This window comes from Streptomyces sp. NPDC051364, from assembly GCF_040682115.1.
Taxonomy (GTDB): domain Bacteria; phylum Actinomycetota; class Actinomycetes; order Streptomycetales; family Streptomycetaceae; genus Streptomyces.
This window is the reverse complement of sequence record NZ_JBFBAH010000041.1, coordinates 23,769-39,015: the sequence shown is the minus strand read 5'-3', so window position 1 is coordinate 39,015 and position 15,247 is coordinate 23,769. Positions and strand designations below refer to the sequence as shown.

The 15,247-nt window shown below is 74.3% G+C and carries 15 protein-coding genes and 2 pseudogenes; 8 read left to right on the top strand and 9 right to left on the bottom strand.

What is annotated here, in order from left to right:
* Nucleotides 1–99 precede the first annotated feature (99 nt).
* Both AB0M76_RS39310 and AB0M76_RS39305 read right to left on the bottom strand, forming a co-directional pair.
* A complete protein-coding gene (locus tag AB0M76_RS39310) occupies nucleotides 100–1,335 on the bottom strand; it encodes an ROK family protein (RefSeq protein ID WP_365957528.1) in 1,236 nt (411 codons plus the stop codon).
* A gap of 44 nt (nucleotides 1,336–1,379) precedes the next feature.
* The gene (locus tag AB0M76_RS39305) at nucleotides 1,380–2,081 is read right to left on the bottom strand and encodes an alpha-ketoglutarate-dependent dioxygenase AlkB (RefSeq protein WP_365957527.1); all 702 of its coding nucleotides are present in this window, start codon (nucleotides 2,079–2,081) and stop codon (nucleotides 1,380–1,382) included.
* A gap of 36 nt (nucleotides 2,082–2,117) precedes the next feature.
* On the opposite strand from AB0M76_RS39305, the gene AB0M76_RS39300 reads away from it, so the two are divergent.
* Nucleotides 2,118–2,864: a maleylpyruvate isomerase family mycothiol-dependent enzyme gene (locus AB0M76_RS39300; RefSeq protein ID WP_266669685.1), complete on the top strand. Its 747-nt coding sequence runs from the start codon at nucleotides 2,118–2,120 to the stop codon at nucleotides 2,862–2,864.
* A 55-nt stretch (nucleotides 2,865–2,919) separates the two neighbouring features.
* Nucleotides 2,920–3,171, top strand: coding sequence for a DUF6332 family protein (locus AB0M76_RS39295; RefSeq protein ID WP_365957526.1), 252 nt, complete (start codon nucleotides 2,920–2,922; stop codon nucleotides 3,169–3,171).
* A 99-nt stretch (nucleotides 3,172–3,270) separates the two neighbouring features.
* Here AB0M76_RS39295 and AB0M76_RS39290 read toward each other — a convergent pair.
* Together AB0M76_RS39290 and AB0M76_RS39285 are read right to left on the bottom strand one after the other, a co-directional pair.
* A pseudogene (locus tag AB0M76_RS39290) lies at nucleotides 3,271–3,405 on the bottom strand (DNA-binding response regulator); the annotation flags it as partial.
* Between the two features lie 35 nt (nucleotides 3,406–3,440).
* On the bottom strand, nucleotides 3,441–4,166 hold the full coding sequence (locus AB0M76_RS39285; RefSeq protein ID WP_365957525.1) for a hypothetical protein: 726 nt from the start codon (nucleotides 4,164–4,166) through the stop codon (nucleotides 3,441–3,443).
* Here AB0M76_RS39285 and AB0M76_RS39280 point away from each other — a divergent pair.
* A complete protein-coding gene (locus tag AB0M76_RS39280) occupies nucleotides 4,149–4,622 on the top strand; it encodes a hypothetical protein (RefSeq protein ID WP_365957524.1) in 474 nt (157 codons plus the stop codon). The two genes, AB0M76_RS39285 and AB0M76_RS39280, sit on opposite strands and share 18 nt — an antisense overlap.
* A gap of 347 nt (nucleotides 4,623–4,969) precedes the next feature.
* Here AB0M76_RS39280 and AB0M76_RS39275 read toward each other — a convergent pair whose 3' ends face one another.
* Nucleotides 4,970–5,914, bottom strand: a complete 945-nt coding sequence (locus tag AB0M76_RS39275; protein ID WP_365957523.1) for a spherulation-specific family 4 protein — start codon at nucleotides 5,912–5,914, stop codon at nucleotides 4,970–4,972.
* A 140-nt stretch (nucleotides 5,915–6,054) separates the two neighbouring features.
* The gene (locus AB0M76_RS39270; RefSeq protein ID WP_365957521.1) at nucleotides 6,055–6,753 is read right to left on the bottom strand and encodes a TetR/AcrR family transcriptional regulator; all 699 of its coding nucleotides are present in this window, start codon (nucleotides 6,751–6,753) and stop codon (nucleotides 6,055–6,057) included.
* 147 nt (nucleotides 6,754–6,900) lie between these two features.
* Here AB0M76_RS39270 and AB0M76_RS39265 point away from each other — a divergent pair, with 147 nt between their 5' ends.
* Nucleotides 6,901–7,362 (top strand): nitroreductase/quinone reductase family protein, encoded by a 462-nt coding sequence (locus tag AB0M76_RS39265; protein WP_266669675.1) that lies wholly within the window; start codon nucleotides 6,901–6,903, stop codon nucleotides 7,360–7,362.
* Between the two features lie 144 nt (nucleotides 7,363–7,506).
* On the opposite strand, the gene AB0M76_RS39260 is transcribed toward AB0M76_RS39265, so the two are convergent.
* Nucleotides 7,507–8,784 (bottom strand): geranylgeranyl reductase family protein, encoded by a 1,278-nt coding sequence (locus AB0M76_RS39260; protein ID WP_365957544.1) that lies wholly within the window; start codon nucleotides 8,782–8,784, stop codon nucleotides 7,507–7,509.
* 254 nt (nucleotides 8,785–9,038) lie between these two features.
* Here AB0M76_RS39260 and AB0M76_RS39255 point away from each other — a divergent pair, with 254 nt between their 5' ends.
* A complete protein-coding gene (locus AB0M76_RS39255) occupies nucleotides 9,039–10,403 on the top strand; it encodes a dipeptidase (protein WP_365957520.1) in 1,365 nt (454 codons plus the stop codon).
* Between the two features lie 74 nt (nucleotides 10,404–10,477).
* Entirely contained in the window at nucleotides 10,478–11,179 is a 702-nt protein-coding gene (locus AB0M76_RS39250) for an MBL fold metallo-hydrolase (protein ID WP_365957519.1), read from the top strand.
* Nucleotides 11,180–11,226: 47 nt separating this feature from the next.
* Here the strand turns inward: AB0M76_RS39250 and AB0M76_RS39245 are convergent, their stop codons facing one another.
* Nucleotides 11,227–12,285, bottom strand: coding sequence for an NUDIX domain-containing protein (locus tag AB0M76_RS39245; RefSeq protein WP_365957518.1), 1,059 nt, complete (start codon nucleotides 12,283–12,285; stop codon nucleotides 11,227–11,229).
* Nucleotides 12,286–12,457: 172 nt separating this feature from the next.
* On the opposite strand from AB0M76_RS39245, the gene AB0M76_RS39240 reads away from it, so the two are divergent.
* Entirely contained in the window at nucleotides 12,458–13,444 is a 987-nt protein-coding gene (locus tag AB0M76_RS39240; protein WP_365957543.1) for a LacI family DNA-binding transcriptional regulator, read from the top strand.
* 4 nt (nucleotides 13,445–13,448) lie between these two features.
* Here the strand turns inward: AB0M76_RS39240 and AB0M76_RS39235 are convergent, their stop codons facing one another.
* Complete coding sequence (locus AB0M76_RS39235) at nucleotides 13,449–13,646, bottom strand: hypothetical protein (protein WP_365957517.1); 198 nt, start codon at nucleotides 13,644–13,646, stop codon at nucleotides 13,449–13,451.
* 199 nt (nucleotides 13,647–13,845) lie between these two features.
* Here AB0M76_RS39235 and AB0M76_RS39230 point away from each other — a divergent pair.
* Nucleotides 13,846–15,159 (top strand): annotated as a pseudogene (locus AB0M76_RS39230) (WD40 repeat domain-containing protein); the annotation flags it as partial.
* Nucleotides 15,160–15,247: the final 88 nt, after the last annotated feature.

The following is a 15,247-nucleotide window of genomic DNA, read 5'->3' as shown; positions in this document are numbered from 1 at the left end:
CCGCGCCCCGGCAGCACCAGCGCTGCCAGGGCGCCGGCAGGCCAGGGCGCCGGCGGCGGCCCGGCGGCGAGCCCGGCCAGGACGCCCTGGGGGTGTCTGCTAAGCCGCCGCCCCCAGGGCCCCCAGCGGGTCGTCCAGCACCGGCTGCCAGGCCAGTTCTGCCGCGCCGACCAGGCTGTTGTGGTCCAGGGTGCACGGCAGGATCGGTACTCCGCCGCTGCGGCCCCACAGGCTGCGGTCCGCGACCACCGCGCGCAGCCGCTCCGGGTCCGCGTGCAGCAGCTCCCGGTGCAGGCCGCCCAGGATGATCCGGTCCGGGTTGAGGATGTTCACGAGCCCCGCGAGGCCGAGGCCCAGCCGGTCGATGAGTTCCTCGGCGGCCGCCCGGACCGCCGGCTCCGCGTACTCCTCGCGCAGCAGGTCGCGGGCCTGCTGGAGCAGCGACACCTCCGGGCCCGGGGTGCGGGCCGCCGCGGTCAGGAAGGCCAGCGGGTCCGCCTCCACGTCCAGGCAGCCGCGGCCTCCGCAGTGGCAGGGCCGTCCCTCCGGGTTGACGGTGAGGTGGCCGACCTCCAGGGCCAGGCCCGAACTCCCGCTGTGCAGGCGGCCGTCCAGCACCAGAGCGCCACCCACCCCGCGGTGGCCCGTGGCCACGCACAGCAGGTGCTGGGCGCTGCGGCCCGCGCCGTGCCGGTGCTCGGCGAGCGCAGCCAGGTTGACGTCGTTCCCGGTGAGCGCCGGGCCGTCGATCCCGGCCGCCTTCACGCACTCCGCGAAGACGGCCCGTACGGGAGACCCGGCCGGCCAGGCCAGGTGCAGCGGGTTGAGCGCCGTACCGTCCGGCTCCGCGACCGCCGACGGGACCGCGAGGCCCGCACCGATGCAGCGGCGGCCGGTGTCGGCGAGGAGCGCCGCGCCCGCGTCGACGACGGCGCCCAGCACCTGCGCCGGGTCCGCGGAGACGGTGACCTTGCCCGGGGCGGTGGCCACGATCCGGCCGCCGAGGCCGACCAGCGCGGCCCGGAAGCCGTCGGGGTGCACCTGCGCGGCCAGCGCCACGGGGCCGTTCTCGTCGATGGAGAGCCGGTGCGAGGGGCGGCCCTGGGTCCCGCCCGCGCCGCCCGGGCGGGAGTCCACACGGATCAGGCCGAGCGCCTCCAGCTCGGCGGCGACGGCCCCGGCGGTGGCGCGGGTGACGCCCAGCTCGGCCGTCAGGACGGCGCGGGTCGGGGCCCGGCCCGTGTGGACGAGCTCCAGCGCCGGGCCGAGGGCGCCGCGGCCCCGCTCCAGCTTGGTCCTCTCCCCCACCCGCGGTGGGGCCCCGTTGCCGTTCATGACAGGGATCCTCGCATGATCGGTGGTGTGCGCGGCGCCGCCGGTCAGTCGGGGGGTGTCCCCGGCCCGCCGACCCGCAGGGTGATGTTCAGCCGCCCGGTCAGCCCGAGCCAGGGCGGGGCGGTGCCCGGCAGGACCTTGGGCACCCCGTGATAGGCCAGCCGGGCCGGGCCTCCGAAGACGAACAGATCGCCGCTGCGCAGCGGCACGTCCTGGTACGGGCGGCCGCGGGAGGCGGTGTTGCCGAAGCGGAAGACGCACGTATCTCCGAGGCTGAGGGAGACGACCGGTGCGCCGGACTTTTCCTCGGCGTCGCGGTGCATGCCCATGCGGGAGTCGCCGTCGTAGAAGTTGATCAGCGCGATGTCGTACGCCTCGGCGATGCCGGTTCCGGTTCCGGTTCCGGTTCCGGTTCCTGCCCAGGCCCCGGCCGCGGTCACCGCCTCGCGCCCCAGCTCCGCGAGCCAGCCGGGCATCGGCTTGACCGGGGCCCCGTCGCCGTCCACCGCGGTGCGGGCGTAACCGTACGGGTACCAGTGCAGTCCGAGGCACACCTGGCGGGCGGTCATCGTCCCGCCGCCGGGTGTCCGTACGGTGCGCAGCCCGGCGGGCGGGCGCGCCCAGGCGCGGCAGGCCTCGAGCAGCTCCCGCTGGCGCTCGGACGCGAGCCAGTCGGGCACGTGCACGGCGCCGGGGGCGATCTCGGTCCGCTCGCGCGGGAAGAGTTCCCCGGGTTCCCCGTCCATGGCCCCATTGTCACCGGTCGGTGGGACACTGCCCGCATGAAGATCACAGAGTATGTGGAGACCCTTGCGCGGGAAGGCGAGTTGCTCGCCGACACGGCCGAACGGGCGGGTACGGACGCCCCGGTGCCCACCTGTCCGGGGTGGCGGGTTTCCGATCTGCTGCAGCACACGGGTGCGGTGCACCGGTGGGCCGCTGGGTACGTCAGGGACGCCGTCGTGGAGCCGGGCCCGTTCCCCGACGCCCCCGAGCTGGTCGGCTCCGAGCTGCTGGCCTGGTACCGGGAGGCGCACGAAGCACTGGTCCGGACGCTGACCGAGGCTCCGGCCGATGTGCAGTGCTGGACCTTCCTGCCGACGGCCGCGCCGTCGCCGCTGGCGTTCTGGGCGCGCCGGCAGGCGCACGAGACGGCCGTGCACCGGATGGACGCGGAGACGGCGCTCGGCGTGGCCTTCGCACCGATGGCATCGGAGTTCGCCGAGGACGGGGTGGACGAACTGCTGACCGGCTTCCATGCGCGGCCGCGCAGCCGGATGCGGACCGAGGAGCCGCGGGTGCTGCGGATCCGCGCCGCCGACACGGGCGCGGTGTGGACCATGCACCTTTCGCCGGAGCCGCCCCGCACGGTGGCGGGCGACACGGGCGACCCGGCGGACTGCGAGGTCACCGGCGAGGCGTCGTGGCTGTACGCGGCGCTGTGGAACCGGCTCCCGCTGCTGGGCCCCGGGGTGACCGGGGACGAATCGCTGGCGCGGCAGTGGACCGAGACGGCCGGAATCGGCTGACCGGAGCCCTGCGGGGCTCTTGTGACCGTACGGTACGAACTGTGACACTGCGCGCATGGGGCGACGAACGCAGGCGGACCGCGACGCGATCACGATAGAGATCGGCTACGCCTTCGTCAGCGCGTGCTTTGCGGCCGCCCTCGTGTTCGGTGCGGTGTACGGCCCTGCCCTGGTCTTCGACGTCTCCCCCACCACCGATGCCGTCCTGACCCTGACGGGCGGCGTGCTGGCCGCGGTGGTGTTCCTGCTCCGGGTCACCCACGTCCTGTGGCGCTTCGCCCGCCGCCCGGAGAACGACGGTCGCTGACCGCCTCGTTCGGCTCGTGCTCGGACCACAGCCGGCTCATGGCCGGCTCACAGCCGGATCATGGCCGGGCGGGCGGCACAACCCTGACGATCGTCGGGGGCGGATGTCGAGGACGGCCACCCGGGGGCGGTGGAGCCGGGCCAGTTCCCCCGCTTCGCGGCCGTCGCCGGCTTCGGCGACGACGGTGATGCCGGGGTCGGTGGCGAGCACGGCCCGTACGCCGGCGCGGATCATCGGCTCGTCGTCGGCGATCAGTATCCGGATCTGTGTCACCGGGCTTCCTCTTCCTGGGAGTGGGAGTGCGTGTCTGGGTCGAACGCGTCGGCGGACCGGTCGTCGAAGGGGTCGGCGGTCTGTACGTAGAACTCGCAGGCGGCATCCGGCGGCCGGGGCACGGGAGCCGCCGGGCGGCGGGCCGTCTGCCGCTCGGGCAGGTGCGGCGCGACCTCCGCACGGGGTTGGCCGAGCCGCAGGCGGGCGTAGCCCTCGGGGGCGAACACCGACCGGCGGTCCGTCACCGTGTCCCACACCCGTACGCCGGTGACCAGCGCGGCCACGGTGAACAGCGGCACCAGGACGGCCGCGGCAGCGCTCCGGCCGAACCTCCGGCGCGCCGGCCGGTGCTCCGGGGCGGCGGCCGGTGCTCCGGGGCGGCGGCCGGCAGCCGGCAGCCGGTGCGGGAGCGTGGCCCGGATCCCGAAGCCCCCGCCTTCGGGCCCGGTGGCGAAGGTCCCGCCGGCCGCCCGGACCCGCTCCCCCAGCCCGACGAGCCCGAGCCGCCGCTCGTCGCCACCCGGCGACCCCGCCCCGGCTGCCCGGGCAACCCCCGTTCCGGTCCCTGGGCCCGGCGCCGGATCCGGCGGCGGCGCGTTCGTCACGCGGACCTCCGTGCAGGCCTTCGTACGGCGGACCACGACGGTCGCCCGGTGGCCGGGAGCGTGCTTGGCCACGTTCGTCAGCGCCTCCCGGACCACGCGGTGGACCGCCCGGTCCACGACCGGCGGCACCTGTCCGGGTGCTGCGTCACCCTCCAGCCGGAGCCCTGCGTCCAGCCCGGCCCCGACCGCACGGGCCACCAGGTCCTCGAGCTCTTCCGGCCCGGGACCCGGTTCGTCGCGCCGGACGCCGATCACCTCGCCGAGCCGGTCCACGGCCGCGCCCGCGCGGGCCCGGATGTCCCGGGCGGCGGCCCGGTGCTCGCCCGGCAGGCCGGGAGCCGGCTGGAGCGCGCCCGCCGACAGGGCGAGCAGGGCAGCTCGTGGCCGAGGAGGTCGTGCATGTCCTGGGCCATCCGGGTCCGCTCGCGCAGCCGGGCCCGGTCCGCGAGCAGATCCTGCTCCCGTTCGAGCTGTGCGGTCCGCTCCCACCCGGCCCGTACCAGCTCGCGCTACTGGCGCAGGAACCGGCCCGCACACCAGGGCACCATGGCCGCCGCCACCAGGCGCCCGTGAACCGGCTCGCCCAAACGAGCCAGGCCGGTGCGCGGGCCACCGCCACGACGGCGGCCGCGACCACCGCGGCCGGCGCCAGTGCCGTGCTCCGCACCCGCCCGGGCCGCCCGCCGGCGAGGAACGCGCAGCCCGCCTCGGGTATCACCCACCAGCCGCTGCCCGTGCCCGCGGCGGCGCCGGCCGCGGCCGCGGTCCCGACGGCCAGAGCCGCCGCCGAGACGGGTGCGGGCCAGGGGCATTGGTCGATCACTGCTCTCACGCCCGCGACCCTACGGAATCGCCCCGGGCCCGCGGCACTGCCGAAAGTCTGCCCCTGGGCCGCAGGCGACGGGCGACGGGCGACGGGGTCAGCCCACGGTGGCGGCGTACGCGGTCTGGCTGCGGAACTTCCAACTCGGCGACTCGTCCCACGGGTTCGGCATGAGCGTGCCGGTCGCGTACGCGTAGCCCGCGCCGCGGTCGAAGGCCGTGCGGAGGGTGGTGCGCATCGCGGCGGCGTCCGGGACCGCGTGGACGAGGTGCCAGAACGCGGTGCCGGTCGGGTCGAGTTCCGTGCCGGGGCGGTAGGCGCCCGACGCGCCGAAGACGTTCCCGCCGAGCCAGCCGCCGCCCGTGTACGCGGCGTACGTGTCCTCGTAGGTGACGAAGACGTCCGCGGTGCGGTGGCCCGGTTCCAGGTAGCAGTCGGCGATGGCGGTGCCGGGGTTGTCGACCACGAGGTCCGGCGCGGTGGGGTCGGCGGCGTTCATGGTGTCCTGCACGTACGCGCGCAGCTGTGCGTAGTGGTCGCGGGTGGTGTTGCCGGGGCCGCAGTCGCGGCTGACCACGTCGAAGAAGATGCCGTCCACGTGCAGGCGGCCGTCGCGGGTCTTGAGGTAGTTGTCGACGGAGGCCTTGACGGCGGCGATGTCGCGGTTGCCGTGGTCGGTGTGGACGTAGCCGAGGACCTTGGTCTTCTCGCCGGTGGCGGTGGTCCCGGCCCGCAGCGCGTCGGCGTGGGCCTGCCAGGGTACGTCGAAGGGGGCGTCCCCGTTGCCGGGGTTGAGGACGACCACGGAGGCGGCGGGTGTGGTGGCGACGAGGTCGCCGAGCATGGGGTCGCCGGCCCTTGCGTACGCGGGGACGCCGATCTCCAGGCCCCGCACGCCGGCTATCCGGGGTCTGGGGGCCGGGGTGGCGTCCTCGGCCGCGGCCACTTCGCCCGTGCCGGCCGAGGCGGTCACGGCGGGCGCCGGGGCGGCCAGTAAGGAGGTGATCAGGACGGCGTACAGGGCCTTCACTGCGCGGGCCATGACTGTTCCTCCGGCGAGGGGCGGGGGCAGGGGCACGACCCGACGAACACTAGGCGGGCGCCCGTTCGGTGAAAGCCGAACCACTCGCATTGGTGCGAGGAACAGACAAGCGATCTGTCACCTCATCATGTGAGCCGCGGTCATGCGGCGGGCAGCCCGACCCCGTGGGCCAGTTGGCCCGCGGCGTGTGTGAAGAAGGTGGCGCGGTCCTCTACGACCCGGTTGAACTGGCCGAACAGCTCGAAGGAGATGAGGCCGACCAGCTGGGCCCAGGCGGCGACCAGGGCTGCGGTGACCTCGGGCGGCAGCCCTTCGGCGAAGTCCGCGGTCATCCGGACGGCTTCGGGGCGCAGGTCGGCGGGCAGCGGCGGGAGGGCGAGGCCTCGGCCCGCGTGGGCGGCGCGGACGATGGCGATCAAGGTGTTGCCGACGCGGGAGGCGGGGCCGACGGTGTCCATGGGGGCGCTGTACCCGGGGACCGGGGAGCCGTAGATGAGGGAGTACTCGTGCGGGTGGTCCAGCGCCCAGGCGCGGACGGCCTCGCAGACGGAGATCCAGCGCTCGCGGGGCGGGGCACCGGCGGCGCGGGCGCGCGCGTCGGCCTGCTCGGCGGCGGCGCCGATGCTGTCGTAGGCGTCGACGATGAGGGCGGTGAGGAGCTCGTCACGGCTGGGGAAGTAGCGGTAGAGGGCCGAGGAGACCATGCCCAGCTCGCGGGCCACGGCGCGCAGCGAGAGCTTGGCGGCGCCCTCGGCCGCCAGCATGCGGCGCGCCTCGTCCTTGATGGCGGCGGTGACCTCGATACGGGCCCGCTCCCGGGCCCCGCGCACGGTACTCATGCGAGCAGTGTGCCACGAAGTCAGAGCAGTGCCCAAAAATGGGATCGCCGATCCATTTTGAGAGCGGTGCTCTTGCTTTGGTGCAACGATCCGTGCACACTGATCTCAAGCGAGAGCACCGCTCTCCCAGCACCACCGGAGGCAGTCATGAGCAGCAGGCCCACCCCGTACTACGTCCAGGCCGGCGCGCTCGAAACCCGCTTCAACTCCCTCTTCGGGAAGCTGGCCCGGCTCGGCATCAGCCTGGCCGGCACCGCCGAGCTGTCGGTGCGCGGCCGCAAGTCCGGCGAGATGCAGCGGATCCCGGTCAACCCGCACACGTACGAGGGCGAGCAGTACCTGGTGTCGGCGCGCGGCCACTCCCAGTGGGTCCGCAACATGCGGGTGGCGGGCGGCGGCGAACTCCGCGTGGGCCGCAAGGTGCGCACGTTCACGGTCACCGAGCTCACCGACCCGGTGCAGAAGGCCGCCGTGCTGCGCGCCTACCTGGAGAAGTGGGGCTGGGAGGTCGGCCGGTTCTTCCAGGGCGTGACCGCGCAGTCCACCGATGCCGAGCTCCAGGCGGCCGCCGGCGACCACCCGGTCTTCCGGATCACGATGTCGAACTGACGGGCAGGGCGCACCCCTCGCAGCCCGCCACCCCTGACCAAAGCAGCGGCGGCCTTGCCCGCACCGCAGGCAAGACCGCCACCATCGTCCACACACCGGCCCGGAAGGGGCCTGGCCCGCTCCCCCGGCCCCGGCCCGGGACCCCTAGGCCTGCCCCATCTCCTGCCCCTGGCTCCCGCCCTGCCCCTGCCCCTGCTCCGGCCCCTGTGCCCGGTTCCGCGCCTGCCTGCCGTCCAGGGCGTGCAGCGCCTTGCGGGCCATCGGGTACGTCCGCACCAGGTCGGGCAGCGTCGTCGCACCCCGGGTGATCCGGGCGAAGGCCCGCCATGCCGGGCGGAAGCCGGTGATCGCCGCGTGCATCAGCCCCGGCCGAGCCTCGAAGGCGGTCAGCATCCGCTTGCCGACGCTCATCTCCACGCCCAGTCCGGCCTTGACCGCGAACGCGTAGTTGAGGGCCTGGCGGCGCGCGTCGACCGCATCCTGAGCCTCGGAGATCTTCACGGCCCACTCCCCGGCCAGCCGGCCCGAGCGCAGCGCGAAGGAGATGCCCTCCCGGGTCCACGGCTCCAGCAGTCCGGCCGCGTCCCCCGCGACCAGTACCCGGCCGCGCGAAAGCGGGGAATCGGGCTTGCGGCAGCGGGTCAGGTGCCCGGAGGAGACGGCGGGTTCGAACCCGGCCAGTCCGAGGCGGGCGATGAAGTCCTCCAGGTACCGCTTGGTCGCGGCGCCGTCACCCTTCGCCGAGATGACCCCGACGGTGAGGGTGTCGCCCTTGGGGAAGACCCAGCCGTAACTGCCGGGCAGCGGGCCCCAGTCGAGGAGCACCCGCCCCTTCCAGTCCTCGGCGACCGTCTCCGGGACCGGGATCTCGGCCTCCAGGCCGAGATCCACCTGGTCCATCTCGACCCCGACGTGCGCGCCGATCCGGCTCGCGCTGCCGTCGGCGCCGACCACCGCGCGCGCCAGGACGGTCTCCCCGTCGGCGAGCACCACGGCGACCGTGCGCCGGTCGGGCACTGCCGCCCCGTGCTGCTCGACCCGCGCGACGGCCGTACCCGTACGGACGGTGGCGCCGGCCTTCTCGGCCTCGGTGACCAGCGCGGCATCGAACTCGGGCCGGTTGATGAGCCCGAACAGCATCTGCCGCGAACGGCGGGTCCGGGTCAGCTTCCCGTTCAGCGAGAAGGTGACCGCGTGGATGCGGTCCTTGAACGGCAGGACGAAACCGGGCGGGAGGGCATCGCGCGACGGGCCGATGATCCCGCCGCCACAGGTCTTGTACCGGGGCAGCTCGGCCTTCTCCAGCAGCAGTACGCGCCGCCCGGCCGTCGCCGCCGCGAACGCGGCCGAGGCGCCGGCCGGTCCGGCCCCGACCACGACCACGTCCCACACCTCGCCGGTTCCCCCGGCGCTCCCTGCCATCCCGTCCCCCGCCCCCTGAGCGGCCTGCCCTGCTGCTGAGTCGGGTCCCCCGACGGTGCTGTCGTCGCTGCTCACGATGTGCTGCTGCTCCTGATCATGCGGTTGCTCCGATGCAGGGAAATCCTACGGCGCGAGTCCGCCCCATCCTGCTGTGCGAGGATCGGGACTGTCTTTCGACGTACCCCGCATACGCCCACGACGCGGATGCGGACGGCGTACACGTACACAACGTCGCACCCAAAAGGAGCGTGCCCATGTCCCAGAATCCGATCGCCGAGACCATCGCCTCGCTGATGCCCCGCGCCAAGCAGGAGCTGACCGAGCTGGTGGCCTTCCAGTCGGTGGCGGACTGGGCGCAGTTCCCCCGGAGCGAGAGCGAGGGCGCGGCGAACTGGGTGGCCGACGCGCTGCGCGCCGAGGGCTTCCGGAACGTGTCCCTCCTGGACACCCCGGACGGCACCCAGTCGGTGTACGGCTTCCTGCCCGGCCCGGAGGGTGCGCCGACCGTTCTCCTGTACGCGCACTACGACGTGCAGCCGCCGCTGGACGACACCGCGTGGATCTCCCCCGCGTTCGAGCTGACCGAGCGCGACGGGCGCTGGTACGGGCGCGGCGCGGCGGACTGCAAGGGCGGGTTCATCATGCACCTGCTGGCGCTGCGCGCGCTGAAGGCCAACGGCGGTGTGCCCGTGAGCGTGAAGGTGATCGTCGAGGGCTCGGAGGAGCAGGGCACCGGCGGTCTCCAGCAGTACGCCGAGGCGCACCCGGAGCTGCTGACCGCCGACACGGTCGTCATCGGCGACGCGGGCAACTTCCGGCTCGGCCTGCCGACCGTGACGGCCACGCTGCGCGGCATGACCCTGATCAAGGTGAAGATCGACACCCTCGGCGGCAACCTGCACTCCGGCATGTTCGGCGGCGTCGCCCCCGACGCGCTGGCCGCGCTGATCCGGCTGCTGGACTCGCTGCGCGCCGCAGACGGTTCGACCACGGTGGACGGTCTGGCCTCGGACGCCGTCTGGGAGGGCCTGCAGTACCCGGAGGCGGACTTCCGCGCCGACGCGAAGGTGCTGGACGGGGTCGAGCTGATCGGCGAGGGCACGATAGCGGACCGGCTGTGGGCCCGCCCGGCCGTCACCGTGCTCGGCATCGACTGCCCGCCGGTGGTGGGCGCCACCCCCTCGGTGCACGCGAGTGCCGGCGCGCTGATCAGCCTGCGCGTGCCGCCGGGCGTGGACACGGCGGAGGCCATCAAGCTGCTGGAGGCCCACCTGGTGGCGCACACCCCGTGGCAGGCGCACCTCGAACTCGAGGTCGTGGGCCAGGGCCAGCCGTTCCAGGCGGACACGAGCAGCCCGGCGTACGCGTCGATGGCCGCGGCCATGCAGGTGGCGTACCCGGGTCAGGAGATGCAGGTCGCGGGCATGGGCGGATCGATTCCGCTGTGCAACACGCTGACCACGCTCTACCCGGAGGCGGAGATGCTGCTGATCGGGCTGAGCGAGCCGGAGGCCCAGATCCACGCGGTGAACGAGAGCGTCTCCCCGGAGGAGCTGGAGCGCCTCTCGGTCGCGGAGGCGCTGTTCCTCGTCAACTACGCGGAGTCCAAGCGCGGCTGACCTGCGCTACGGGCGAACTTCGCTCCCGGTGAAAGGCGTGCCGGGGGCGGAGTCGGCGCACGTACGTTCGGGGTATGGATCTTGTAGAGGTACTCCCGCAGCGGCTCCACATGCTCCGTTTCCCGATCGGCCAGGCGTACCTGTGGCGCGACGGCGAAGCGCTGACCCTGATCGACTCCGGCCATGCCGGATCGGCGGCGGCGATCGAGGAGGCCGTCCGCTCCCTCGGGCTGAGCCCGGAAAGGCTGGAGCGGATCGTCCTGACGCACTGCCACCGCGACCACATCGGCGCCGCGGACGAACTCGCCGCCCGCTGGGGCGCGGAGGTGGTGGCGCACCGGCTGGAGGCCCCGGTGATCCGGGGCGAGCTACCGGTGCCGGAGCCAGTCCTGCTGGACTGGGAGATCCCGCTGTACGAGCACGGTCTGACGGTCCCCGAGGCGCCGCCGACGCGGGTCGAGCGCGAAGTCGAGGACGGCGAGGTGCTCCCGTTCGGCGACGGCGCGGTGGTGGTCCACGCCCCGGGCCACACGCCGGGCAGCATCGGCATCCACCTGCCGCGCCACGGCGTGCTGTTCGCGGGCGACTGCATCGCGGGGGTGGGCCAGGTGATGCTGGGCGTCTTCAACGTGGACCGTGACGAGGCCCAGTCCTCCTTCCGCCGCCTCGCGGCGCTTTCCCCGTCGGTGGCCTGCTTCGGCCACGGCGACCCGCTGACCGAGGACACGGCGGCCACCCTCCTCACGGCAACGGAGTCGGACCCGGTCCTTCCGTAGCCGCTGCCCGACGGGGCCCGGGAGCGAAGCTCCCGGGCCCCGTCGGGTTACGGGGTGGGGCGGCCCGCCTCCAGGTACAGAGGGCGGCCCCGCTCCCGGGCCCGCAGGGCCCAGCGCAGCCGCTCGTAGCGCACCGGGGGCAGCAGCCCGGCCGCCTCCTCCTCCGTCACGAACCGCCAGGCCCGCAGCTCGGGGCCCGGCAGCCGGAGCCCGGCCGCGGCGGCGGCCGAGAGGCGGCCCCCGTCGAACAGCAGCCGCAGCCCCCCGTACGCAGGAGGCATCGGCGGCTCCCAGTCCACGACCAGCAGCCCCGGTACGGCGTCCAGCGTCAGGCCCAGTTCCTCCGCGACCTCCCGCACCCCCGCGCACCCCGGCGCCTCACCCGCCTCCACGACCCCGCCCGGGAACTCCCAACCCGGCTTGTACGTCGGATCCACCAGCAGCACCCGGTCCTCGTCGTCGAAGAGCAGCACCCCCGCCGCCACCGTCTCCCGCGTCGGCTCCGGCGTCTGCACGATGTCGCAGACCCGGGCCGCGTCCGTGCGTACGGCTTCGGCGATCCGCTCCGCCGTCTCCCGAACGGTCAGGTCCCCGTTGTCGATGACGTGCGCGTCCGCCGCGAGCCAGCCGCCCAGCGCATGCTGGTACGCGGGGATGTGGTCGTACGCCCACTGCCGGACCCGCACGTCCACGTCGGCCGGGTCGCCCGGCTCCTCCCGCGTCGCGATCCGCTCCCGCAGGATCGTTTCCGCCGGGGCGAGCAGCACATGCCGCACCGGTATCCGGCGCGCCGCGAGCCCGCCGAAGATCTCGTCCCGGTACTCCTGCCGCAGCAGCGTCATCGGTACGACCAGCACCCCGCCCAGCTCCGCGAGCATCGCCGCGGCCGTGTCCACCACCAGGCGCCGCCAGCTCGGCAGGTCCTGGTAGTCGGAGACTTCCGCGAGGCGTTTGCGCGGCAGCAGTTGGCGTAGTGCGTCCCCGACGAGCTCCGGGTCGTACAGGGTGCTGTCCGGCAGGATCCCGGTCAGTTCGCGGGCCGTGCTGGTCTTCCCGGCGCTGAATGTGCCGTTGATCCAGACAATCACGTCTACCCCTCTCCCCATGGCTCGTCCGGAGCCCCCAGTGGCTTGCCCGCATCACCCTGCCACGGAAACCCGGTCATCGGCCCAGTGCTTATCCTCAAGGTCAGAGCCGTACCCCACCACTTCCGGAGGATTCCGTCCCGTGCCGCAGACCCGCCGCCCGTCCGACCCCCGCTACGGCAACCGGCCGACCATGAAGGACGTGGCGGCCCGCGCGGGCGTGGGCCTGAAGACGGTGTCGCGGGTGGTCAACGGCGAGGCGGGGGTCACCCCGGACACGGTGCGGCGGGTCCAGGAGGCCATCGAGGCACTCGGGTTCCGCCGCAACGACAGCGCGCGCGTGCTGCGCAAGGGCCGTACGGCCACCGTGGGACTGGTCCTGGAGGACCTCGCGGATCCCTTCTACGGACCGCTGAACCGGGCCGTGGAGGAGGTGGCCCGGGCCCACGGGGCGCTGCTCATCAACGGGTCGAGCGCCGAGGATCCGGACCGGGAGCGGGAGTTGGCGCTGGCGCTGTGCGCGCGCCGGGTGGACGGGCTGATCGTGATCCCGGCCGGGGACGACCACCGCTACCTGGAGCCGGAGATCCGGGCAGGTGTGGCGACGGTGTTCGTGGACCGCCCGGCGGGCCGGATCGACGCGGACGTGGTGCTGTCGGACAGCTTCGGCGGCGCCCGCGAGGGGGTGGCGCACCTGATCGGGGGCGGCCACCGCCGGATCGGCTTCATCGGGGACCAGCCGCACATCCACACGGCGACGGAGCGCCTGCGAGGTTACCGCGCGGCGATGGCGGACGCGGGCCTGCCGGTGGCGGAGTCCTGGGTCTCCCTCGGCCGGACGACCCCGGACCGCGTCGGGGAGGCGGCCCGGGCGATGCTCGCGGGCCCCGAGCCCGTCACCGCGGTCTTCGCGGGGAACAACCGGGTGACGGTGACGGTGGTACGGGTCCTGGCCGAACACCGGCCGCCGGTGGCCCTGGTCGGCTTCGACGACTTCGAGCTGGCCGATCTGCTGCGCCCCGGGGTGACGGTGGTCGCCCAGGATGCGGCGGCCCTGGGCCGGGTGGCCACCGACCGCCTGTTCCAACGCCTCGCAGGCGCCGCCCTCCCCCCGGCCCGCATCGAACTCCCGACCCGCCTGATCCCGCGCGGCTCGGGCGAACTCCCCCCGGCCTCCTGAGGCTTCACCGGATCAACTCCCGCAGCACGGGCACGGCCCCACCGGCGGCGGTGAGCCCGGCGAGCACGGCCAGGGCGGGATGCGTACCGCCGAGGTACGTCAGCCCGCCGACGACGAGCCCGCCGAACAGGGCGGCGAGAACCACGACGGCGGTGTGCAGGGGGAGGAACGGCGGCTCGGTGTCCGGCGGTGTGGTGTCCATGCCCCGATCCCACCGCCACTCGGGGCCCTGAACAGCGGGGACGGAACGGATCCGGGCCGAAGTCGATCAGCGTCGAACCCCCGTGAACAGCTGGGGTGTTCGACGGAACGCACCACCTGATCCGCACTGTTCCGCGTCGTTCCGTCCTGTTCCGCAAACTTCGGGGCCGTACCGCCGTGGGCGCTCTACGGTGGTCGCCATGGAGGAGCAACCACCGGGCACGTTCGACGAGGAACTGGCCGCCCTCGCCGCCGATCTGCGCCGCCTGCGGATCGAGCGCGGCAACCCCTCGTACCGCGATCTCGTCACCCGGGCGGCGAGATCGGGCGCCGGGATCCAGCTGTCGCCCGCCACGCAGAGCGATGCCTTCAACGGCAGGCGGCTGGTCCGGGTGGACACCCTCATGGGCCTGGTCCGGATCCTGCACGCGTACGACGAGTACGGCCAGGAGCGGACCGTCCCGGCCCACAACGCACCGGAGCTGTCCGACTGGCGGCGTCGCTGGCGCGCCTTGGCCGAGCTCCAGTCCGCAGGCACTGCCCGCGCCCGGACGGCGGCAGTGACCGCCCCGCCGGTGCCGGAGGCCCTGAAGGCTCCGCAGGCCCCCGAGACCGCGACGGACCCGGCTCCGCCGGCAGCGCCCGCTCGCCCACCCGCCGAGCGGCCCGCGGGGCCTGCCCCGTACACGTTCGCCTTCCGCCTCGTCGGCCACGACCAGGCCGTCCGTGACGTGGCCTTCTCCCCCGACGGCCGGTACCTGGCCTCCGCCGACCGGAACACAGTCCGTCTGTGGGAGACCACGACGGGCAAGAGCACGGGCCTGCCCCGGCCGGGGACGGCCCCGGTGGCGTTCACCGCCGACGGTCTGCTGATGACGGTCGACGCCACGGTCAGGTCGGTGGTCCACCGGTTCGATCCCGCCGAGTCGTCCGAGGCCTCTCCGCTGGCCGGTCCCACCCCGCGGGTCCGCGCCCTGGCCTGCGATGCGGAAGGGGCCGGGCTGGCCACGCTGGATGCCGAGGGGGCCGTACACCTGTGGGACCTGCTCTCCGGCCACCTGCTCTCCACCCCCGACAGGGGGCGGTTCACCACGGCACGCTTCACGCACGACGGGCGCCTGCTGGCCGTCGACACCGGTGCACGCGTATGGGACCTCTCGGGCGAACGGCCCGTCGGTGAAACGCTCTACGAACCGGAGCTCGCCGATGCGGTCACGGCGCTCTCCCCCGGCGGCGGTGTCGTCGCCCTGGGCCGCCGGGACGGCAGCATCGCCCTGCGGGAAGGCCGCCGCGAACGATCCCTCGTCGGCCATACGGTGGCCGTCAACGCCGTGGCCTTCTCCCCGGACGGCACGCTCCTCGCCGGCGCCGCCGCCGACGGCACCGTACGGTTCTGGGACACCGCGACGGGCCGGCCGCTGGGGGCGCCCCTCGGCGACCACGGAGCCGACGTCAACGCGGTGGCTTTCTCCGCGGACGGGCGCATGTTCGCCACCGCGTCCGGCGACCGGACGGTGCTGCTCTACACACGTGCCGACACCGGCGGGGGCACCCCGCTCGCCGCCCGGGCCCTGGCCGTCGCCCTGCGCATGCGCCGGGCGG

Coding starts and splice junctions, on each gene's coding strand:
- AB0M76_RS39310 (WP_365957528.1), bottom strand. CDS start 1,335: ATGAACGGCAACGGGGCCCCACCGCGGGTGGGGGAGAGGACCAAGCTG.
- AB0M76_RS39260 (WP_365957544.1), bottom strand. CDS start 8,784: ATGGCAGGGAGCGCCGGGGGAACCGGCGAGGTGTGGGACGTGGTCGTG.
- AB0M76_RS39275 (WP_365957523.1), bottom strand. CDS start 5,914: ATGGCCCGCGCAGTGAAGGCCCTGTACGCCGTCCTGATCACCTCCTTA.
- AB0M76_RS39235 (WP_365957517.1), bottom strand. CDS start 13,646: ATGGACACCACACCGCCGGACACCGAGCCGCCGTTCCTCCCCCTGCAC.
- AB0M76_RS39255 (WP_365957520.1), top strand. CDS start 9,039: ATGTCCCAGAATCCGATCGCCGAGACCATCGCCTCGCTGATGCCCCGC.
- AB0M76_RS39270 (WP_365957521.1), bottom strand. CDS start 6,753: ATGAGTACCGTGCGCGGGGCCCGGGAGCGGGCCCGTATCGAGGTCACC.
- AB0M76_RS39295 (WP_365957526.1), top strand. CDS start 2,920: ATGGGGCGACGAACGCAGGCGGACCGCGACGCGATCACGATAGAGATC.
- AB0M76_RS39300 (WP_266669685.1), top strand. CDS start 2,118: ATGAAGATCACAGAGTATGTGGAGACCCTTGCGCGGGAAGGCGAGTTG.
- AB0M76_RS39305 (WP_365957527.1), bottom strand. CDS start 2,081: ATGGACGGGGAACCCGGGGAACTCTTCCCGCGCGAGCGGACCGAGATC.
- AB0M76_RS39240 (WP_365957543.1), top strand. CDS start 12,458: ATGAAGGACGTGGCGGCCCGCGCGGGCGTGGGCCTGAAGACGGTGTCG.
- AB0M76_RS39250 (WP_365957519.1), top strand. CDS start 10,478: ATGGATCTTGTAGAGGTACTCCCGCAGCGGCTCCACATGCTCCGTTTC.
- AB0M76_RS39245 (WP_365957518.1), bottom strand. CDS start 12,285: ATGGGGAGAGGGGTAGACGTGATTGTCTGGATCAACGGCACATTCAGC.
- AB0M76_RS39265 (WP_266669675.1), top strand. CDS start 6,901: ATGAGCAGCAGGCCCACCCCGTACTACGTCCAGGCCGGCGCGCTCGAA.